Raw genomic sequence first — 20,718 nt, forward strand, 5'->3', positions numbered from 1 at the left:
CTTTCATACGGTTGAGTTTTCGATATGTTTCATTTCGTGGTACACTTTATAAGTATTCCTTATAAGAACAGATGAAGAAAATGATTCTTCTGCCATCTATGCTTAGATAAGGATAGCATTACATATTGTACCAAACATACAGGTTAACTAACAATGCTATTGGAGGTCGGAATGATGGAACAACGTCGAAATATGTTTTTTTATGCAAGAAAAGACGATAAAACTAAGGATCAAATTCTTACTCTCACCGATTTAGCAGAACGATATGGATTTAGTGTTGTAAAGGATTCTAAAGAAGCAAATATTATTGTCAGTATAGGAGGCGATGGTGCTTTCCTGCAGGCTGTTCGAAAAACGGGTTTCCGTCAGGATTGTCTTTATGCCGGTATTTCCACTTCAGGCAGCAGAAGTTTGTATTGTGATTTTCACATTGATGACTTATCGACGATGATTGAAGCAATGACGACAGAACAAATTGAAGTGCGCAAATACCCTACCATTCAGGTAAACGTGGATAATGAAACAACCTTTCTTTGTTTAAATGAATTCAGCATCCGCACCGGTATTGTTAAAACCTTTGTAATGGATATCTTTATCGATGACCTTCATTTCGAAACGTTCAGAGGGGACGGCATGATCGTATCTACTCCGACAGGAAGCTCAGGCTACAGTAAATCTGTAGGAGGCGCTGTAGTGGATCCGATGCTGCCGTGCATGCAGATAAGTGAGCTTGCTTCCCTTAATAATAATCGATTCCGCTCGCTGGGATCTTCGTTTATTTTAAGCGGACAGCGAAAATTGAAGTTATCCGTAACACAAGACGGCAATGATTATCCTGTTATGGGTCTGGATAATGAGGCGCTTGGCATTAGTCATGTTAAAGAAGTCGATCTGATGTTAAGTGACCACATCGTCAAAACAGTCAAATTAAAAGATAACTCTTTCTGGGAAAAAGTAAAAAGAACTTTTCTATAAATGGCAGTGACTCTTCGTCTAACGATTTGATGAGGCTCAGACTTTGCTGAAAGCGGCTGTCTTAAACCAGCAAAGAGGCTGGGACAATACTCCAAAAAGTTTTTTAGTAATAGTAAGATGACAGCGGAGCGGAAGGTGGCGACTCCAGCAGGAGATGACGAAAAGCGTCCACCTGAAGCGCAGCGAACCGGTAAAAGAGCTTGAGACAGTTATGTCCCAAGCTCTTTGTCTTTTTTTATTCCCATGCGTTTTAAACTTACTGACCGGCTGCTTTTTTCAAACTTCGAGGTCTTGCCATGTACCATTTAGACCGGGAAAACGTAAACAGCGTTAAACTTGACCAAATAAAGACAAAAGAAATTAAATCGATTAAGGTGAATGGCTCATTATAAATAAAAATACCCAAAATTAAGGTCAGTGTTGGTGCAATGTACTGCAGAAAGCCGATCATATACAAAGGAATTTTCTGCGCTCCTTTGGCAAAAAACAGCAGAGGTACAGCCGTCGCAGCCCCTGCCCCGATAAGCAGCAAGTCGATGTTCCAATTCCCGGCAAATAAAGCAGGAGAACTGTTTTGAAAAAGAAATCCCATGTATATAAGGGCAGCTGGCATAATGGTTAGGGTTTCAAGTGTCAGCCCAATCGCAGGGTCTACTTTTATCATTTTCTTTACCAGTCCGTAGAGTCCAAATGAAAAAGCCAAGGTAAAAGCGATCCACGGAAAAACTCCATAGGAAATGGTAATGATCAAAACACCGATCAGCGCTAAAATAAATGAGATAACCTGCGCTTTCGAAAGCACTTCCTTTAATACAATGACACCGAGTAAAACCGATACCAACGGATTAATATAATATCCCAGACTTGCTTCTACCATTTGATTTGTGTTTACTGCCCATATGTAGAAAAACCAGTTTAAACTGATTAATGCTGAAGCTGCAAACAAAGCAAGAAGTCTTTTTTTCTTTTTAAGCAAGGACAGTCCTTCCACTTTAAAGGCACGCAAATTTCCAGTAGCGGCTAATAAAACCATCATGAACCAAAACGACCAAAACACCCGATTAGCCAGGATTTCATCCGGACTTACGTCAGATAGAAATTTCCAGTAAATCGGCAGCAAGCCCCATAATGCATACGCAAATGCTGCAAAAAATATCCCCTTTTTTTCCTCATTCTCCATAATGTTCTCCATTCTTTAGGTAATCGAAATAAATCAATTATACGCCCGTTTTAAAATGTGTCAAGGGAAGTTAAACGTTACATTGTTTCTCACTACTAACCAGTTCGCTATATGTACTTACTTTTTAAATACAAAGAGGAGCCCGAAACAAATGTGTCTCAGGCTCCCTACCCTTTTCCATTCGCTTAAGGCAGATGCTTGCTGAAATAACAGTGCCGGACCTTTTTTGACCTTTCCCGAAGAATCCTCAGCTCCACTATCTTCATTCAGCTTTATAAACGGTTTTCCCGTCGACTACAGTTCTATCGACTTGCATGGATAGCAAATCTGCTACAGGAGTATTAAACGGATCTTTTTCAAGAACCGTAAAATCTGCTGCATGGCCTTTTTCAAGTATTCCTCTATTGTGCTCGTGGTGACAGGCAAATGCACTTCCTTTTGTAAACAGTTCAATTGCTTCAAACATGCTGAGGCATTGATCTTCGCCATAGACGGTGCCTTCCGGATCAAGTGGATTTGTTCTTGTAACAGCTGCATGAATCCCTAACAGCGGGCCAAGCGGTTCAATAGGAGCATCTGAGCCCCCCGCACAGGCGATCCCCCGCTCTAAAAGGGTTTTCCATGCATAGTTCCACTGCATTCTATCTTCTCCAATCCGCTCTGTCACCCAAGGAAAATCTGAGGCAACAAAGCGGGGTTGAATATCCAGGACAACCGGCAGTTTTTCTACGCGCTTTACAAGATCTTCGTTTAAAATCTGGGCATGAATCAGGCGGTCTCTTTGCCCATTCACAGCCGGATACTGCTCAATCGCATCAAGCATATATTCAAAAGCCAGATCCCCAATCGTATGAACGGCTATAGGCATATCATATTGTCTCGCTTTGTATACTAATTGCTTCAGCTTATCCGGGTGATGAATGGCGACTCCATTTGTGGATGTATCGTCTGCATAGCCATTTTTCAATAAAGCGGTTCTGCCGCCTAATGCACCGTCAGCAAATATTTTCATTGCTCCGAATTCAACATATCTTGATCCCGACAAAAAGGAGTGGCCCTGCCGATGCCAGTCTTCAATTACCTGGTGATGAACCAGAAGATGAGCTCTGAAGGGATTTCCCTCCTCTTCAATTACCTTTTGAAACGCGCGATAGGTCCGGGTAAAATCTCCATAATAACTCAGGTCTTCTGTATGTCCGCCAGTCAGTCCCAAAGACCAGGCATGCTTGAGCCCTTCTCTCAATGAATTTTGAATATATTCATCCTCGATTGGAGGCAAAGCAGGAATCATAAAATCCTGCGCCTGATCTTTTAATAAACCGGTTAGGTCGCCATTCAAATCCCGATCTATCAGTCCACCCTCCGGATCCGGAGTATTCCGGTCTATTTTAGCTGCTTGCAGCGCGACGGAGTTGACCACAGCGGCATGTCTGCATATTCGTTTTAAATGCACGGGATGGTTTGGCGCAGCCGCATCGAGCTCTTCAGCCGTAATAACTTCAGGGGTGGTCCACTGATTCTCATTCCAGCCATCCCCAAGAATCCATTCTCCTTCCGGCAGTTCCTGAGCCTTTAGCTGAACTGCTTCCATTACCTCACGTTTTGATCTCATGGAAGAAAGGTCCAGCCTCAGAAGCGTTTCTCCCACGCCAATTAAATGAAGATGACTATCTACAAATCCTGGAAACAATGTGCTGCCTTTTAAATCAATCCATTCCGGCTCCCCGCTTGCAGCTGCAACCAGATCCTCTTTGTTTCCAACCTCCACGATTCTGCCATTATGAGTAAGAATCGCTTCAGCTTTTTCTCCTTCTTCCTTCATTGTATAAATGGTTCCATTTGTCCAAAGCTGCATCATAATACATCCCCCTAAATCTATGTAAAAAAATACGTAAAATAATTTGTACAGTGTAAGTTTACAAAATATTTCTTTAAAGATGAAGCCGTATGCTCAACAAAAGGGGGTTTTAAGAAAAAATGAATGGGAGGCAGTCATTTTGGACATAAAAAAGCCGACAGCTCAATTTAGCTGTCGGCTTTTTTTAGGTTAATTATTTTGAAGAACCGCCTAATTGCTGTTCAGCCATTTGAACAAGACGTTTAGTGATTTCTCCTCCTACAGAACCGTTAGAGCGAGCTGTAGAATCTGGTCCTAGTTGTACTCCGAATTCAGTTGCGATTTCGTATTTCATTTGGTCTAGTGCTTGTGCTACACCTGGAACAAGCAGTTGATTTGAACTTCTGTTTGCCATGTGTTTTCACCTCCTTGTGAGAATAGAATGTGCAGAAACGCAGAAGTTAACACTGGTAATTTATTCTAATATTAATCTGTTCTACTGCACTCCTTACATCACAGTTAAAAACTCATGGCCAGAAGGCTTCTAGGTGTAAACAATATACTGATACAACTGGATTCCTATCCTATTTTGTTCTGCCTCAAAACAATCCTGAAAATTCATCACTGCTTTCATTTAACAGTGTATTTGGTGTAAGGATTTCCGTTTCAGTGGTATTGACCGCTTCATCGATGAGTAAGTCAAAGTCAATAAAGCTTTCATAAAAAGCTACTTTATCCAGTTTCGGTTTTGTTTTAGGTGCTGCCGGGGTAAAAATCGTACAGCAATCCTCGTAAGGAAGAATAGACAGTTCATAGGTCCCTATTTCCTTGGCTATTTCGATAATATCCGTTTTATCCATCGTGACAAGCGGTCTTAAAACAGGTGTAGCTGTTACTGCATTAATTGCCTGCATGCTCTCAAGAGTCTGACTCGCTACCTGCCCGAGACTTTCACCAGTAACAATCGCCTTGGATCCTGATTTTTCTCTAATAAGATCAGCAATTCGCAGCATCATTCTTCTTGTGGAAGTCATGGTGTAGTTTTCAGGTACCTGTTTTTGAATCGCCTGCTGAATGGCTGTAAAAGGAACGATATGGAGCTTGATCCTGCCTGAATATCCCGCCAGCTGAGCTGTAAGTTTTCTTACTTTCTGCTTCGATTGTTCGCTAGTGAATGGAGGGCTGTGAAAATGGATCGCTTCAATTTCCACTCCACGTTTCATCATAAAATAGCCGGCTGCTGGACTGTCAAGGCCGCCTGAGAGCATCAAACTTGCTTTATTTGATGCGCCAATAGGCATTCCGCCTGCACCTGGTATTTTTTGGGCAGATAAATAGACTCCTTCTTCACGCACCTCTGTTACAAGTTCAATTTCAGGGTTTTTCATTTCAACAATCAGACCATCCACTTGATTCAGGACGTATGAACTGATTTCTCTGTTTAATTCATTCGTGTCAAGCGGAAACGACTTATCGGCTCTTCTGGCAGATACTTTAAAGGTAGCTTGATCCTGAACAAGAGAGGCGACAAGTTTTGCTGCATGCTCTTTTATTTCAGTCAGATCAGACGCTGTCTTGACGACAGGGCTGAATGACTGAATGCCAAAAATAGGCTTGAGTCTTTTAATAATCCCTTCCACCTCTTCAGGGTTCTGCAAATAAATATGCATTCGATCTCTGCCTGCTTCAATTTTTACCGCTGAAAATCCGGATAGTGATTCCTTGATATTCAGCTTTAATTGATTAATAAAACGGTTGCGGTTCTTTCCTTTTGTTGAAATTTCTCCGTAGCGTATTAAAATTCGATCATAGTTCATTTTCGTTTAATTCCTTTCAATAAGGATGGAATGACTGTGCTCCATACTTTTTGTAATTGCTCAATCTCACTCTTTGTGGTGGTATACGCCATGCTGATCCGCACTGATCCTTTGGCAATTTTAGGAGAGAACCCCATCGCCTGAACCGTTCGGCTTATTTCCGCTTTCTTTGAAGAGCAGGCACTTGTTGTAGAAATATAAATACCTTCTCTTTCAAGCGCATGCACGATAACTTCTCCCTTTAACCCCGGAACAGAGACATTGATAATATGGGGAGCAGAAAAGGCTTCGGGAGTAAGAATACAGGTATAGGGCAGCGCTGAAAAATAGTGAATCAATTCGGTCTTAAGCGTACTCACGAGATAAGCGTTATAGTTTTCGGTTATTTCTCTCATCGCCTTAGCCATGGAAACTGCCCCGGCCACATTTTGCGTTCCGCTTCTAAGTCCGCTTTCCTGATTACCTCCTGCTACTTGTGGAAGCATAGATGCATTGGCTCTCTTATATAGAAGCCCTGTTCCTTTTATGCCATGAAATTTATGTGCAGAAATGGAAAGCAGGTCCACCTGGCTTTGATTTACCATGACTGGGATCTTGCCAAAACTTTGAACAGCATCTACATGAAAATAAGCACTGGAATACTTTTTAATCAATTTGCCTGCTTCCTCAATGGGCTGAATGGTCCCTACTTCGTTATTGACGTGCATAATGGAAACAAGAATCGTTTCTTCTGTTAGCAGGTTTTTTAACTCATCTAATGAGATTCTTCCATCTTTACCAACTTCGAGGATAGACAGCTTAAATCCTTTTTGCTGAAGCTCCTTATACACGTTCCAAACAGATGGGTGTTCAATTTGGGTGGTAATTATATGGTTTCCTTTGTGCATTACAGATTCTGTGATTCCTTTAATGGCAAGGTTATTGGCTTCTGTGCCCCCGGATGTAAAAATGATTTCATCCTTGTTCGCACCGATGATAGCCGCCGCCTGCTCTCTTGCTTTATCCAGCAGGTTTGCGGCTGTTGAACCAAGACCATGCAAAGAGGAGGGATTGCCGTAATACTTCTCTGACACTGTTATAAATGAAGTCAGCACCTCTTTAGAAGGCTTTGTTGTAGCACTGTTATCGAGATAAATCATAGAAACACACTCTTTCATTAAAATCATGTACTGGTTCAAATACTGACTTATCATATCATATTTCACACAAATCGCAGAATCTGATTTTTGGACTCGCTGCTGATTTTGCATCCATGAAATAACCTTTGTATAGTGATATGAGATTGCCTTATGCCATACAACAAAAAAATTCTGACTATTTCAATTTTCGACAAAGTTCTCACAATCTATGGTAAGATATTTCAGTGTTAAAAAGGTTTGTCTATTGGAGGTAGTTATGAAACAGCATACATTGTCATTCAGCGGCATTCTTACAATCGGTTTAATGCTTTTTGCTTTATTTCTCGGTGCAGGAAATATGATTTTCCCCCCATTATTAGGGCAGCAGGCAGGCGAACATCTTGCTTTAGCGATAATTGGATTTTTAATTACCGGAGTTGGGCTCCCTTTGTTAGGAGTGATCGCCATTGCACAGTCCGGCGGAGATCCTCAGCAGCTGGCGAGTCGTGTACACCCAATTTTCGGAATAATCTTTACAATTACATTATATCTGGCCATTGGTCCATTTTTTGGGATTCCAAGAACAGCGACCGTGTCCTATGAAATCGGACTGCTTCCTTTTCTATCCGAAAACATCATAACATCAGGTTGGCCATTATTTTTATTTTCCCTGATGTTTTTTACACTCACAGCTCTTTTATCACTTAATCCGTCACGTCTGGTTAATCGGATAGGGAAAATTCTTACTCCCATTCTGATCATTGTCTTAAGTATCCTCGTGGCAGGAGCTTTCATTACACCGATGGGAGATCCCGGGCAACCCGCTGCAGGGTATGAAACATCTCCGTTCTTCACGGGATTTATTGAAGGATACCTGACGCTTGATGCAATAGCAGCTTTAGTCTTTGCTATTGTCGTCATTACAGCAATAAAGGAAAAACAAATTTATGACAGAAAATCAATTGTACGGGTGACCATCTTCGCCGGCCTAATCGCTGCAGCAGGTCTAGCAATTGTTTACATCGCTTTGAGTCAATTGGGTGCTACAAGCATATCTGCCGTTGGTGAGCAGACAAACGGCGGAGCCATCCTGTCAGCAGCAGCATCTTATTTATACGGCCCGAGCGGTGCAGTTATTTTAGGTCTTGCTATTACAGCAGCCTGCATTACAACCTCAATTGGACTGGTGTCATCGACTGCCACTTATTTCTCAAGAGTGGTGCCGGGTATATCATATAAAGCTTTCGTGTTTATATTCGCTGGTTTCAGCATGGTTGTTTCAAATATCGGTTTAACTCAGCTGATCGCCTTCTCGGTTCCGCTGCTGGTCATGATTTACCCCATAGCGATCGTGTTGATTTTATTGTCTTTTCTTCACTCTTCTTTTAAGGGCTATCAGGCAGTTTACATCGGCGCTGTTATTCCAACATTCATCGTAGGAATAAGTGATGGTCTTGCCGCTGCAGGATTCGGTGGGAACATTTTGACCTCATCTCTCTCTTTTCTTCCTCTAATGGAGCAGGGAGTGGGATGGACCGTACCTGCGGTAACAGGTGCAGTTATAGGATTATTTATAGCGATTGTTTTAAAGCACCCTGTCAAACCTTCTGCTAATCAAATCTAAAAAAGCTGGCTTCCACGGTATGTTGGAAGCCAGCTTTTTATTGCTTAGCAAATTGCTTTTCTTCTATTTGGCTGCCGGAAAGCTCTTCGATCCGCTTTAATGCCCCGGGCTCCACTTTTTCAATGGCACTTGCTGCCTGTTCTAATGCATCCTGATATTGGCCTTTTCGGAACAGCAGTTCAGCTTCATTCAAGCCAATATAAACCGTTTCGTGACGGCTGCGGTAACGGTTGCCGTATTGGATGACTCTTTCAACAGATTGAGCTGACTGAATCATTTCTTCCGTTTCTTTGCAAACCGATTCGACCATTGCTTCCGATGTGGAAGAATGCTGCTGAATTGAAATAATGTTCAGCGGTTTATCATTCAAGCTTTTTTCCAGTAGATCAAGCTGATCATATGCGCTGTCAAACTGTGCAGAAATATACTCGGGACAACGAGGAAGATTGGCATGACGCAGTAGACGTTCCTGCTCTTTCAGCAGCCCTCTGAGATGATGATCAATTTCCCGCACTCTGACTTCATCCTGACGAAGCCGCTGCAGGCGGTCTTTAAAATCAGTTTGAGCAGGCTCAATTTCATGCAGTTCCGTCCTGATTCCTTCGAGTTCCCCCGATAAGGCAGAAAAAGCAGTATCGCTTGTCAGTCTGCGTTCTTTTAAAATCGAAAACTTTTTCTCGATTCGTAGTAGTTTTTTGTCCAAATCTTTTGGAATGCCAAAATCATTTTGATCAAGCTGATACCCCTGACGGACAAATTCAGTTTCTGTCTGGAGAGCCTGGTTTTGCTCAATCAGACGATTCAGCAGATCCGTCGTGCCTTCCCAGTTCTCTGTAACATAAGAACGGGCCTCCACTTCTTTTTCCAGGGAATCGTACAGCGTATCTATATGCTGGTGCATAGCAGCTACAAGCCGTTTTGCATCGTCCATTTCAAGCTGATTCACGTGAGTTTTCCCTTTGTTAATTGATGATTGAATAGCAGCAGCATCTTCTTCAATTGATATATGGGACAGGGGAAAACCTGCATTTCTCATCTCTTCAAATCCCTCTTTCAATTCTGAAAGCTGCGAAGGAATGGAGTAGTGAGTTTCATTGTATAATTCAGGAATTTCTTGAAGAAGCAAAAGAATATAAGCTACTTCATCAGCGAGCGTAAGCACCAGCTCGCGGGCTGCCAGATAGTTTCCTTGCTCTGTCATTTCCCTGTATTGAGTAAGCTTTGGTTCTACTGCATCAATTTTTCGCTCAATGGCTTCTGAAGCCTTGCCGTATGTATGACGCTGTGAGAATAATTCATTTTTGGCATGCTGATAATCCGCCTGGATCGCTGCCATTTCCTCCTTATTCTTCTCATCGCTTCCCATAAGCTCTTCCAGTTCTTCCAGAATCAGATTCATTTCTTTTTCTGCATCACTAAGCATATGTCTGATCTTATCTCTGATTTCTCTCGACTTTTTAAATCGAAACTTATCAATGTATTCTTCAGCATCAAATAAAAGAGTATCGGCTTCTGCAAGCTTGACATCCACTACCTGAATCCAAGAAGCTCTCCAGCCTTCAAATAATTCTTCTGTTTGACCGTTCATATTTAACTGTTTCACCTTTGTCATTTCCTCGAGAATTGGGCGATGTTGAATGTCAAGTTTTGCAGCCTCCAGCTGGTCCACTTCTTTATATTCTCTCTTTCGCCAAAATAGGGCTATGGCAATGATTATTACGATCAATATGACGGAACCGATTATGTACTCCATCCTACGCCTCCTGTCCAAACAACCGATATCCTGGTTAACAATCATTGGATGTTCATGATAATGACTTTATGATACCATGTTATCAGTGATTTTTCTTGCTTTTTCTAATTTTTTTGACAGGATTATATAGGATTCTAACTAAATTTAAAGTTTCTAGTAAATTTCGCCTTTTTAAACTACTTTTTGGAAGGAGTTCAGACAGATGAAACTTCGAGACGGCCATGTACATAGTCCCTATTGTCCCCATGGAACCAAGGATTCCTTTAAATCCTATATTGAGCATGCACTTGATCTTGGATATACTGAAATTTCCTTCACTGAGCACGCCCCTCTTCCCCCTTCTTTTCAAGATCCAGCTCCGGAGCGGGACAGCGGAATGAGGCTTGAAGATCTGGACCGATACCTCCTTGATCTATCATCCTTAAAAACGGAATATAAAAAAGACCTCATGATTCATGCAGGTCTCGAAATTGATTATATTGAAGGCTTTGAAGAAGAGACAGCCAAATTCATTGCAGAGTATGGACCTTCATTAGATGATTCCATTCTGTCCGTGCACTTCTTACTAAAAGACGGAAAGTATGATTGCATGGATTTCAGTGATGCCGTGTTCTCAGACATGGTCGCACGCTATGGCTCAGTGGATCGGGTTCATAAAGTTTATTATCAAACTCTGCTTGCCTCAGTAAAAGCAGACCTTGGTTCTTTTAAGCCAAAACGGATCGGTCATATGACGCTTTGCAGAAAGTTTCAGCATCTCTATAAACCTTTACATCCTCAAACAGAGCTGATCAGCGCTATTTTGCAGGAGATAAAACAACAGGAATATGAGCTTGATTATAATGGAGCGGGAATTTATAAACCGCATTGCAGGGAGCCTTATCCTTCTGATGATATTGCAAAGGAAGCACTTACTTTGGGAATTCCTCTTGTCTACGGCTCAGATGCACACCAGTCAAAAGATCTCAATCAGGGAAGAGAACTGCTTTTATTTGGGGATTCATCAACCTAATGTAATAACAGATTCACATGTTACACCTAAAAACCATTCTTTTAGAATACTGCTGTAAACACGGGTGAAATGTTTTTCGCTCGGGTTTATGTTCCAAAGCTCCTGAATGGTCTGGCTTTGCAAAAATGGCATAGAAAGCATCGAAGTTAACTGTATAAGAAAAAACGATGGGGATATTTTAATAGATATCCCTTTTTCAATATCTTGAGCAAGGAGCAGCTTCCAAATATACTGCTCTTTTCTTAAATAGCAGGAAGTCATTTCTCTCACCATCTGACTGTCCATGGTGACTTCCCTCCATGCAAAGCGGGCAAACCTGTGATTTTGCTGCTGAAATTCAATCAGGGAAAAAGCTGCCTCCATCATATGAGACCGTGCAGGATCATTTTTTAGAATGGACGAATCTGCCACTTTTTGAAGAAGTTCAAGATACGGCTCGAAAAAAGCAACCAAACACTCTTCGAGCAGTCCTTGTTTCCCTGCAAAATAATAGGAAACAGTGGCAACATTTACGCCTGCTTTTGAAGAAATTTCCCGTATACTCGTTGCGTGATAACCCTTCGTATAAAATAAGTCGACAGCTGCAATCATGACCTCAGATTTTGTTTCACGCTGCTGTAAAATGGCCATCTCCATCCATCCCCTTCATAATGATTGCTTCCAATCATAGATTGTGCTAAAAATAGATTACTGTCTTTATAGATATTCTTCAGATATGCTTGCACACCTTTATAAACTTATCATCAAATATCGAGTAACTATGCACAATAGACAGAATATTCTATCATAAAGAAGGTGAACGATTTGTTTACTGTCGAAATGTATAAAGGAACAAAGGAAGAAAAGTACATCACCGTTCAAAAACAGCTTCGGGCCCTGCTTGAAGGCGAAAGCAACCAGATTGCTAATTTAAGTAATGCATCATCCCTGCTGAATCAATTTCTTGAGAAAACAAACTGGGTTGGTTTTTATTTAAATGAGAGGGATGAATTGGTTCTCGGACCGTTTCAGGGGCTGCCTGCCTGTGTAAGAATCCCATTTGGTAAAGGGGTATGCGGAACAGCTGCATCCGAACGCAGAACCATGCGAATTGAAGACGTTCATTCTTTTCCAGGACATATCGCCTGTGATGCTGCTTCTCAATCCGAAATTGTAGTCCCGATTGTAAAAGACGGACAGCTTCTTGGAGTGCTGGACATTGACAGCCCCGTAAAAGCACGTTTTGATCAGATCGATCAGGAGCAGCTTGAAAAATTCGTTGAAATTCTAACGGAGTATTTATAATTTAATAAGTACTGCTCACAATATAACATGCCCTCCCGTGAAAGACGCGGAAGGGCATGTTATTTTTTTCTATTCCTTGTTTTGCTGTCTTTTTTCAGTCTGAAATTTACTCGTCATCAGGTTGCAGGCAGGGCAATATGATTTAGCTTTTGAAACGCCTGTTCAAGATCCTCACATATATCCTCCCAGGCCTCAAGCCCGACTGACAGTCTTAACAATGTATCGTTAACTCCCATTTTCTCTCTTGATTCTAAAGGCACGATGGAATGAGTCATACTCGCAGGATGCTGAATGAGTGTTTCTGCATCCCCCAGGCTCACTGCAATTTTAACCATAGATAATTCATTCATAAAGTGTCTGGCTGTTTCTATTGTTCCTTCGATTTGAAAAGAAATCAGCCCCCCATAGTTTGTCATCTGTGCTTTTGCAATAGGATACTGCGGATGACTCTGATTGCCGGGATAATAAACTGTCTTTACTTTATCTTGACCGGTTAAGTATCTGGCTATTTTTTCTGCGTTTTCACAATGACGATCCATCCTGACCGCAAGGGTTTTTAAGCCTCTTAGCAGAAGCCAGGCATCAAATGGAGACATAATTCCGCCGATATCTTTTTGAGTGGTCATACGAATGGCGTTGATTTGCTCCAGCGAATCACCTATTAATAATCCGCCTACTACATCCCCGTGCCCACCGATATATTTAGTAGCACTGTGGACCACATAGTTCGCCCCGTATTGCAGCGGCTGCTGAAGATAGGGGGAACAAAAGGTATTGTCAACAGCGACGGGAATGTTCAATTCATTTGCAATACGGCACACCATTTTTAAATCAACCAGTTCCATAGTCGGGTTTATTGGTGTTTCAATATAGATGCATGCGGTGTTTTCTTTGATTGAATTTCTTATATGCTCTTCTTCTGACATTTTAATAAAGTCATGCTCAACTTGAAATTTTTCTTCCAGCATTTCAAGCAGACCAAACGTGCAGCCATACACCCCTCTTGAACATAAAATATGGTCACCCGACTGAATCAGATGAAATAAAACAGCGGATACAGCTGCCATACCTGAACCGAAAGCCAGGGCCCCTTCCCCGTTTTCAAGCGCCGTTATACGATCCTCCAAAATGCGGACAGTCGGATTCCCGAGCCGCGAATAAATATATCCTTCTTCTTCTCCGGCAAAACGTTCTGCCCCCTGCTCTGCATTGGAGAATGTAAAGGTAGATGTCTGATAAATCGGCGGCGTTAATGATCCCAAGTGTTCAGCTGAGTTATACCCTGAGTGAATCATCTCGGTTTCAGGCCGCTTTTTTCCCTTGCTCATAAAAAGCTCCCCCTAAAATGTAATCGCTTTCATTTTCTATTTTATTCGAAGCATTCGATTGTGAAAAGGGGTGATTGCCATTTCTTTTTTATTAAATTATTAAATTTTTAAAAACGAGCCTGGGACAAAAGTGTCTCAAGCTCTGCCACTGGTTCACTGCGCTTCAGACGGAGGCTTTCCGCAGGGACGGGAGCTTGAGCCTTTCCAGGAGGTTGCCCTGTAAAGCCTCAGCTTGCCGTCATAACCTGGAGTCGCCACCTTCCGCTCCGTTCACCTCATACTAATAAATATATTTTGCTTCATTTAGTACTTTTTTCTGTTATATTCCAACTTCGTTTGCGTTTTAATTTACTTCAAGTGATTGATATGGATGAAAGATAAGTTGATTTTTCCCGTTGTTCTTTGCTGTATATAGTGCGTCATCTGCTCTTTTAACTAAATTAATCAATGAATCACTATGCGGCTGCTGCCATTCAGCTGCCCCACAGGAAATAGTAATGGGCGGATTTGTTTGCACCGGTACTGAGTGAAGAAGATCCTCTGCTACCTTGAGGGCTGCTTCTGCAGTTAGATCCGGAAAATATAAAGCGAGTTCTTCCCCGCCCCATCTTGCTCCGATTCCGATCGACTGAGCTGCTTTTTTTAACTCCTGAGCAAGCTGAATAATGACAGCATCGCCAATCTGATGCCCGTACGTGTCGTTCACTTTTTTAAAATCATCTATATCAATTAAAATAAATATACCCGTTTTATGCTCAAGCATGGAGTTTTCAATATACTGATCCAGATATTTACGGGCGAACAGATCAGTAAGATGATCTTTGTTGATCATTTCCTGCAGCTCTTCCCGCAGCATGGAGTTAGCAACAGCTAGAGAAGAATGATGCACAATCGATTGCAAAAGCTTATACATCTCAAATGTGAAAAAGTACGGCTGCTCATGAAGAACGATGCAAAACCCTTTTACCTGATCATTATGTATCATAGGTACCGCCATTAAAGACTGAAATCCCGTCTGACACCCGATCTTTGATGACAATTCTGCTATGTATAAGGATTCGGCTCCATTTTTAAACTGACTTTTGGCAAGCTCTATGTACAATTCACTTTCCGGCGTGCAAAAAAATGGACTGCTTCCATCTAAAATTTCAACTTCTCTACCTTTAGATAATATAAACCCAATTGCGGAAGGAGAGAAAGCTTTGGAAATTTGATTATCCAAATATGCCATCATATTGGATAAATTCAGATTGGAATTCAGTTCGTGCGATACATCATTGATCAGTTGAAGATCCTCAATCAATCTTTGAGACTGCTCATACAATTTAGCATTTTCGAGTGCATTTCCTGCTGTAAACGACAAAATCTTAATGAATTCTTTATCATTTTCTGAAAAAGCCCCCGACTTCCCTGCCTTTGCCTGAAGAAGTCCGTACACTCCCTGCTTTCCTTTTAAGGGAGCATATAACGTTGCATTTGTCTTCTCCTCATCAATAAGCAATTCTGACGTAACGAATGCTTGTAAAATTACCGGATTCGACGTTTGATAATCTAAATATTCAATAGGCAGGTTATTCGTATCGTCATGATCATCAGACAGCAGTAAGGTAAACGTAAAGGCAGGAAATGTTTTACGAAGTGATTCAATAATTCTCGAAAGAATCTCGTTAACATCCATGATTGAATTAAAGGCTTCAGTCACTTCAAACAGCTCATGGTATCGTTTCCGTTCTTCTGTTGTAGAAATCATTTTCATCACATTTTCGAAAAGAACGGATAAGTGAGACGCCATCTCAGCAGTAAACCGGGAGTCTGCTATTGTATTGTTATTCTGCATACGGAGGCTGATGCACCCCATCAGCACACCTTTTTCCATGCATGGAACTAAAATATCTTTTTCTGAAATCAATTCCCCATACTTTTTATCTGCAATCATAAAGCGGGTATGTTCCAGTTTGTTTATCAGGAATTCTCCTTCAGGAAGAGAGACAGGCTGCTCCCATTCATATGAAAACAGCCGATTGCTTCTTATGTAAAAATACTGTACGGTATCAAATTCAAATTCGGTTACAAGTAGTTTTTTCAATTCCTGGTACCATCTTCGAATGGAAGGCTGTCCATCCATTGAATGAGATAAAATATCAAAAACTCCGGCTTTAAACCGATCCATCGTATGAGGAAGATTTAACAATCGAACCACCTCCAGCTGATCTATCTATTAATACGGCGAGATGCACTTGTTTTCTAAATACGTTTATTATCAAATATTACCATTAATTCATTGTATCACACTACCCTAAAAATGGGCTGTTATATAGGAAATTTGTCTTATATTTATTTTATCACTCTTCCTTTTTTGTACAAGAAGGAATACGTAATCATGATAATATTCTTTTATATTTTTATCCTTTTCAAGGTTGACTTTAAATCGTCAGCATTATATGATGGTTGTTGTGTAAAATAATGCAGCCTATTGTGAATGCATTGATTGTTCATTTTGTTCCTATTCATTTAGGTGCATCGCGTAACCCTTGCTGCAGGGCGATGGTGCAAGATGACAAAATGACAGTGAATGATAAATCACGCGTACGGTTTTTATTTTACAACAAAATAAAAACACAAGGAGGAGTCAACTTATGGCTCGTTATACAGGTTCTTCATGGAAAATCTCCCGTCGTTTAGGGATCTCCCTAAGCGGTACAGGTAAAGAATTAGAAAAGCGTCCTTACGCTCCAGGTCCACACGGTCCAACTCAGCGTAAAAAACTTTCTGAATATGGCCTTCAATTACAGGAAAAACAAAAGCTTCGTCATACTTACGGTGTGACTGAGCGTCAATTCCGCAACTTGTTTGATAAAGCAGGCAAATTGCAAGGCAAGCATGGTGACAACTTCATGATTCTTCTTGAAGCACGTCTTGATAACCTTGTTTACCGTCTTGGTCTTGCACGCACTCGCCGTCAGGCACGTCAGCTTGTAAACCACGGACACGTTACTGTGGATGGATCTCGTGTAGACATCCCTTCATTCAGCGTAAAGCCTGGTCAAGTTATCGGAGTTCGTGAAAAATCACGCAAATTAAACATCGTTAAAGAATCAATGGAGCTTAACAGCTACACGCCTGAGTATGTATCATTTGATGCAGACAAGCTTGAAGGAACATTTACTCGTTTCCCTGAGCGTACAGAACTGGCAGCTGACATCAACGAAGCTCTTATCGTTGAGTTCTACTCTCGTTAATTTTAACGCAGATCAGTTTTCCAACCAAAAGTCCGGAAGCCTTGTTTATCAAGGTTTCCGGGCTTTTCTTATTTTTAGAGCATTTTTACCTTAGGGAAACGTTTACCGCTTAAACCCTATCCCCCTATGGTAAAATAAGTGCAGGTAAATCATAAACTTTACATACAGGAGTGAACATATAGATGGAAAAAAAAGATATTGCCGGTATCCGCAAACAATTTAAAGCAGAAAATGATCTGTTAAGAATTTCTGAAATATTTAATGTTTATATTATGAAGGAATCTACTGAAATCTATCATGCTCAAAAACAGCCATTTGAACTGCTGGACAGTGATCAGCAGGAACTTTTTATGAACAATTTTAAAAAGGTGCTGACTGGAGGATTAAATGAAAAATTATTTGAATTAAAATTTCAGCGGGATGCTGAAAACAGCAGTCAGCTGATTTTACATAAAGGGCTACTCGGCGGTACGGACGACTGGCAGGACCAGATGCTGATCATGACTGAAAAAATGATCAGAGACCAGCCATATGAGAAAGATACGGTGATTACGTTTATCCGCGCCGAATACATGAAGCCGACAAAAAGCCGCAATGACGAGGCTGAAACAAGTGACCGCGATGCCGTTTACGCTCATCGTTTTATTCTTTGCACGGTTAATAAGACAGACGAACCGAAAAAGGAAATTCAATTTGACTACATTGAAAAAGAGTTTAAATACAAAATTGAAGTGGATCCTGTTATTGACCTTAAAAATCCAATAACGGGCTTTCTCTTTCCTTGCTTTACGAACCAATCTGCTGACGTAAACCATATTTTATATGCTGCTGGCAAAGCAAATGAGCCTGACTACCGCTTTATAGATGAAGTTTTAAACAGTGAAGAAATTATGACGGCAAAAGAGGACAAAGCGGTGTTTGAGCAGGTAATCAGAAATGTAGTTGGAGATCAGCTCTCCCCTTCCACTCTTGCAAAAGTATACGGAGAAATCAATACAGCCATAGAGGAAAATGACGAAGATGAATCGCCAAAACTTGATTATAAAGATGTGGAGCGTGTCCTGAGTAACAGCGGCGAGAAAGTAGATGGTGAAAAAATTAGACAAGCTTTCGGTATGATCACAGACAACGAATCTTATAAACTGAAAGCAAGCAGCATTGTTCCAAAATACAAATCGAAATCGATTAAAATCAATACGAAAGTCGCAAACATTTCAATTAGCCCACAGGATCTCGAGTTCGTGAGGCAGGTTAATTATAATGGGAAGCGCTGTATTATGATTGAAATAGAAGAAGACGCAGAGATTGATGGATTTAAGATGCTTCCGGAAGCATTTAATGAATAAATCCCTCTTATAGGTTCATTTTTTTATGACTAGCTGTCTGCAGACATTTCTTCAGCAAGCCGCTTTAATCCAAGTGCCCGGACGGAAAGAAAGTTTTTCATGTATTTTTCAAGCAACAGCTTATCAGCAGCTCTTCCAATCGGGCCTAAAGGGGAACGATAATCAAATACATCTGTCATTACGGTTTGGGTGCCTTCTTTTTTAAAATAATGAGAATGAAGGAAAGAATGAAAAATCCCTTTTATCATTTTATCCTAAAAAAAATAAGGCCGCTCCAATTGGATAATTTGGGACACTAGCCTCTGCTTTATTTTAAAATGAACAGCTTCAAATTGAACCCTATCACCTTTTTCAAGCAGACCGGTTTTCTTCGAGCTAATTACTTTTTCTCTGGTATTACCAGTCGTTTTCGTATGTATATCAACATTTCTTGCCAGATCAAAACAAATCTCTATTGGTGCGCTGATGGTGATTTCATGTTCAATAACCGGCATTTCTTTTCCCCTTTCCGTAATTTTGATAGATCAATTCTGAATAATGAACAGAAAAATGAGCCCGGGACAAAAGTGTCTCAAGCTCTACGACCGGTTCACTTCGCTTCAGGCGGACGCTTTCCGCAGGGACGGCGCTGAGCCCTCCACAAGGCTTCGCCTTGCGGGGTCTCAGCTTGCCGTCATATCCTGCAGGAGTCGCCACCTTCCACTCCGCTCACCTATTACTAGTAATAAATAAATCCTCATTTTTAAAAATTTTTTAGTTTTGTCCCAGCCTCAATTTTTATCATGCGTAACGAATCATAAAATACTTTTTCTTGCCCCTCCGTACAATGGTAAATTCACCATCCAGACGCAAGTCTCCTTCAAGTACCGCATCAAGATCTGTTATACGGTCGCCATTAATGTAAACAGCACCGTTTGTTACATCTTCTCTCGCCTGGCGCTTGGATGAAGAAATACCCGCATTCACCAGCACATCAATCAACAAAGCTGACTCTTCCTTTTCCACAGTGTGAGCCGGAACATCTTTAAATCCTTGTTTCAATTCAGTGCTGTTGAGAGTTTTCAGGTCTCCGCTGAACAGGGCTGCTGTGATACGTTGAGCCTCTTCAAGCGCTTCTTCCCCGTGAATCATTCTCGTCATTTCTTCCGCCAGTGCTTTTTGAGCTGCGCGTAAATGAGGCTCTGTTTGAACAGATTTTTCAAGCTCAATAATGGCATCTCTTTCAAGAAACGTGAAGAACTTAAGGTATTTTACTACATCCTCATCTGAAGCGTTAAACCAGAACTGGTAAAACTCGTATGGGGATGTTTTCTCGGCATCAAGCCAGATTGCACCGCTTTCTGTTTTGCCGAACTTGGTTCCATCCGCCTTTGTTACAAGCGGAATCGTCATGCCGAATGCTTTTGCTTCATGATTCATTTTACGGATCAGTTCAAGACCAGTTGTAATATTCCCCCACTGGTCACTGCCGCCGATTTGCAGCTTACAATCAAATTCTCTGTACAAATGGTTAAAATCCATAGCTTGAATGATTGTGTAGGTGAACTCTGTAAACGAAATGCCTGTTTCCAGCCTTGACGAAATCGTATCTTTTGCCAGCATGTAGTTCACACCTACGTATTTTCCGTAGTCACGAAGGAATGAGATCATATCGATTTTGCCGATCCAATCCAGGTTATTCACCATGACAGCACCTGTTTTGCCGGAAATAGCAAAGATTTTCTCAAGCTGAGCCTGAATGGATTTCACGTTGTACTCGACCTGCTCCGTTGTGAGTAGTGAGCGCTCTTCTTTTTTACCGCTTGGATCACCGATTTGTCCCGTTGCCCCCCCTACAAGAACTACTGGGCGATGTCCATGATTTTGAAATCGTTTCATCGTTAGAAAAGGCAGCAGATGTCCAATATGCAGGCTGTCTCCTGTTGGATCCGCCCCGCAATATAAAGATACGGATTCTTTTTCAAGAAGGTCTTTCATTCCCTCTTCGTCCGTCTGCTGATAAATAATTCCTCTCCATGCTAAATCATTGAGCAATTCCATCTTTTTTCCTCCTTTATCGGGATAACCGTGTCACTTTAAATCGATAACCGGCTTTTCTCCTGTTTTCAAACTTGTTGAGTCTAAACGCCCGCTTACGCTTTTACTTTATCCAGCTCCAGCGGCCAGACCCTCGAGGTTTTAAGTCCCAGATCAACGGAGGCATAA

The 20,718-nt window shown here is 41.3% G+C and carries 18 protein-coding genes; 6 read left to right on the forward strand and 12 right to left on the reverse strand.

Annotated features, from left to right (window positions below):
- Positions 1-174: 174 nt before the first annotated feature.
- The gene (locus P6709_RS04890) at positions 175-975 is read left to right on the forward strand and encodes an NAD kinase (RefSeq protein ID WP_278239755.1); all 801 of its coding nucleotides are present in this window, start codon (positions 175-177) and stop codon (positions 973-975) included.
- A 256-nt stretch (positions 976-1,231) separates the two neighbouring features.
- On the opposite strand, the gene rarD is transcribed toward P6709_RS04890, so the two are convergent.
- From rarD to P6709_RS04915, 5 genes are all read right to left on the reverse strand, one after another.
- A complete protein-coding gene (gene rarD, locus P6709_RS04895; protein WP_278239756.1) occupies positions 1,232-2,155 on the reverse strand; it encodes an EamA family transporter RarD in 924 nt (307 codons plus the stop codon).
- A 262-nt stretch (positions 2,156-2,417) separates the two neighbouring features.
- Positions 2,418-4,013, reverse strand: a complete 1,596-nt coding sequence (locus tag P6709_RS04900; RefSeq protein WP_278239757.1) for an amidohydrolase — start codon at positions 4,011-4,013, stop codon at positions 2,418-2,420.
- Positions 4,014-4,206: 193 nt separating this feature from the next.
- Positions 4,207-4,407 carry an alpha/beta-type small acid-soluble spore protein gene (locus tag P6709_RS04905; protein WP_041060119.1) on the reverse strand — a complete coding sequence of 67 codons (201 nt, stop codon included), beginning with the start codon at positions 4,405-4,407 and terminating at the stop codon, positions 4,207-4,209.
- Between the two features lie 184 nt (positions 4,408-4,591).
- A complete protein-coding gene (thiI, locus tag P6709_RS04910) occupies positions 4,592-5,809 on the reverse strand; it encodes a tRNA uracil 4-sulfurtransferase ThiI (RefSeq protein WP_278239758.1) in 1,218 nt (405 codons plus the stop codon).
- Entirely contained in the window at positions 5,806-6,948 is a 1,143-nt protein-coding gene (locus tag P6709_RS04915; protein WP_278239759.1) for a cysteine desulfurase family protein, read from the reverse strand. Before P6709_RS04915 ends, thiI begins: the two co-directional genes overlap by 4 nt.
- 256 nt (positions 6,949-7,204) lie before the next feature.
- Here P6709_RS04915 and brnQ point away from each other — a divergent pair, with 256 nt between their 5' ends.
- Entirely contained in the window at positions 7,205-8,551 is a 1,347-nt protein-coding gene (gene brnQ / locus P6709_RS04920; protein WP_278239760.1) for a branched-chain amino acid transport system II carrier protein, read from the forward strand.
- A gap of 37 nt (positions 8,552-8,588) precedes the next feature.
- Here brnQ and P6709_RS04925 read toward each other — a convergent pair whose 3' ends face one another.
- Complete coding sequence (locus P6709_RS04925) at positions 8,589-10,304, reverse strand: septation ring formation regulator EzrA (RefSeq protein WP_278239761.1); 1,716 nt, start codon at positions 10,302-10,304, stop codon at positions 8,589-8,591.
- 202 nt (positions 10,305-10,506) lie between these two features.
- Here P6709_RS04925 and hisJ point away from each other — a divergent pair, with 202 nt between their 5' ends.
- Positions 10,507-11,316: a histidinol-phosphatase HisJ gene (hisJ, locus tag P6709_RS04930; RefSeq protein ID WP_278239762.1), complete on the forward strand. Its 810-nt coding sequence runs from the start codon at positions 10,507-10,509 to the stop codon at positions 11,314-11,316.
- Here hisJ and refZ read toward each other — a convergent pair.
- Complete coding sequence (gene refZ, locus P6709_RS04935; RefSeq protein ID WP_278239763.1) at positions 11,308-11,946, reverse strand: forespore capture DNA-binding protein RefZ; 639 nt, start codon at positions 11,944-11,946, stop codon at positions 11,308-11,310. The two genes, hisJ and refZ, sit on opposite strands and share 9 nt — an antisense overlap.
- Positions 11,947-12,120: 174 nt before the next feature.
- Here refZ and P6709_RS04940 point away from each other — a divergent pair, with 174 nt between their 5' ends.
- Positions 12,121-12,600: a GAF domain-containing protein gene (locus P6709_RS04940; protein ID WP_278239764.1), complete on the forward strand. Its 480-nt coding sequence runs from the start codon at positions 12,121-12,123 to the stop codon at positions 12,598-12,600.
- 116 nt (positions 12,601-12,716) lie between these two features.
- Here P6709_RS04940 and megL read toward each other — a convergent pair whose 3' ends face one another.
- Positions 12,717-13,928, reverse strand: coding sequence for a methionine gamma-lyase (gene megL, locus P6709_RS04945; protein ID WP_278239765.1), 1,212 nt, complete (start codon positions 13,926-13,928; stop codon positions 12,717-12,719).
- Positions 13,929-14,271: 343 nt separating this feature from the next.
- Positions 14,272-16,119, reverse strand: a complete 1,848-nt coding sequence (locus tag P6709_RS04950) for a sensor domain-containing diguanylate cyclase (RefSeq protein ID WP_278239766.1) — start codon at positions 16,117-16,119, stop codon at positions 14,272-14,274.
- Between the two features lie 445 nt (positions 16,120-16,564).
- On the opposite strand from P6709_RS04950, the gene rpsD reads away from it, so the two are divergent.
- Together rpsD and P6709_RS04960 are read left to right on the forward strand one after the other, a co-directional pair.
- Positions 16,565-17,167 (forward strand): 30S ribosomal protein S4, encoded by a 603-nt coding sequence (gene rpsD, locus P6709_RS04955; protein ID WP_278239767.1) that lies wholly within the window; start codon positions 16,565-16,567, stop codon positions 17,165-17,167.
- Between the two features lie 182 nt (positions 17,168-17,349).
- Entirely contained in the window at positions 17,350-18,513 is a 1,164-nt protein-coding gene (locus P6709_RS04960) for a DUF4317 domain-containing protein (RefSeq protein ID WP_278239768.1), read from the forward strand.
- A 29-nt stretch (positions 18,514-18,542) separates the two neighbouring features.
- Here the strand turns inward: P6709_RS04960 and P6709_RS20470 are convergent, their stop codons facing one another.
- The 3 genes from P6709_RS20470 to tyrS all read right to left on the reverse strand — a co-directional run bounded on the left by P6709_RS20470 (position 18,543) and on the right by tyrS (position 20,553).
- A complete protein-coding gene (locus P6709_RS20470; protein ID WP_336618981.1) occupies positions 18,543-18,761 on the reverse strand; it encodes a hypothetical protein in 219 nt (72 codons plus the stop codon).
- A 6-nt stretch (positions 18,762-18,767) separates the two neighbouring features.
- The gene (locus P6709_RS20475; protein WP_336618982.1) at positions 18,768-19,007 is read right to left on the reverse strand and encodes a hypothetical protein; all 240 of its coding nucleotides are present in this window, start codon (positions 19,005-19,007) and stop codon (positions 18,768-18,770) included.
- Between the two features lie 286 nt (positions 19,008-19,293).
- Entirely contained in the window at positions 19,294-20,553 is a 1,260-nt protein-coding gene (tyrS, locus tag P6709_RS04970; protein ID WP_278239769.1) for a tyrosine--tRNA ligase, read from the reverse strand.
- Positions 20,554-20,718: the final 165 nt, after the last annotated feature.

It is taken from the genome of Jeotgalibacillus sp. ET6, assembly GCF_029667115.1.
Lineage (GTDB): Bacteria > Bacillota > Bacilli > Bacillales > Jeotgalibacillaceae > Jeotgalibacillus.

Bases quoted from the DNA above. Each gene is read 5' to 3' on its own strand.
- brnQ (WP_278239760.1), top strand. From the start codon at position 7,205: ATGAAACAGCATACATTGTCATTCAGCGGCATTCTTACAATCGGTTTA.
- P6709_RS04900 (WP_278239757.1), bottom strand. From the start codon at position 4,013: ATGATGCAGCTTTGGACAAATGGAACCATTTATACAATGAAGGAAGAA.
- refZ (WP_278239763.1), bottom strand. From the start codon at position 11,946: ATGGCCATTTTACAGCAGCGTGAAACAAAATCTGAGGTCATGATTGCA.
- P6709_RS04960 (WP_278239768.1), top strand. From the start codon at position 17,350: ATGGAAAAAAAAGATATTGCCGGTATCCGCAAACAATTTAAAGCAGAA.
- P6709_RS04915 (WP_278239759.1), bottom strand. From the start codon at position 6,948: ATGATTTATCTCGATAACAGTGCTACAACAAAGCCTTCTAAAGAGGTG.
- hisJ (WP_278239762.1), top strand. From the start codon at position 10,507: ATGAAACTTCGAGACGGCCATGTACATAGTCCCTATTGTCCCCATGGA.
- P6709_RS20475 (WP_336618982.1), bottom strand. From the start codon at position 19,007: ATGCCGGTTATTGAACATGAAATCACCATCAGCGCACCAATAGAGATT.
- megL (WP_278239765.1), bottom strand. From the start codon at position 13,928: ATGAGCAAGGGAAAAAAGCGGCCTGAAACCGAGATGATTCACTCAGGG.
- P6709_RS04925 (WP_278239761.1), bottom strand. From the start codon at position 10,304: ATGGAGTACATAATCGGTTCCGTCATATTGATCGTAATAATCATTGCC.
- P6709_RS04890 (WP_278239755.1), top strand. From the start codon at position 175: ATGGAACAACGTCGAAATATGTTTTTTTATGCAAGAAAAGACGATAAA.
- rarD (WP_278239756.1), bottom strand. From the start codon at position 2,155: ATGGAGAATGAGGAAAAAAAGGGGATATTTTTTGCAGCATTTGCGTAT.
- thiI (WP_278239758.1), bottom strand. From the start codon at position 5,809: ATGAACTATGATCGAATTTTAATACGCTACGGAGAAATTTCAACAAAA.
- rpsD (WP_278239767.1), top strand. From the start codon at position 16,565: ATGGCTCGTTATACAGGTTCTTCATGGAAAATCTCCCGTCGTTTAGGG.
- P6709_RS20470 (WP_336618981.1), bottom strand. From the start codon at position 18,761: ATGATAAAAGGGATTTTTCATTCTTTCCTTCATTCTCATTATTTTAAA.
- tyrS (WP_278239769.1), bottom strand. From the start codon at position 20,553: ATGGAATTGCTCAATGATTTAGCATGGAGAGGAATTATTTATCAGCAG.
- P6709_RS04905 (WP_041060119.1), bottom strand. From the start codon at position 4,407: ATGGCAAACAGAAGTTCAAATCAACTGCTTGTTCCAGGTGTAGCACAA.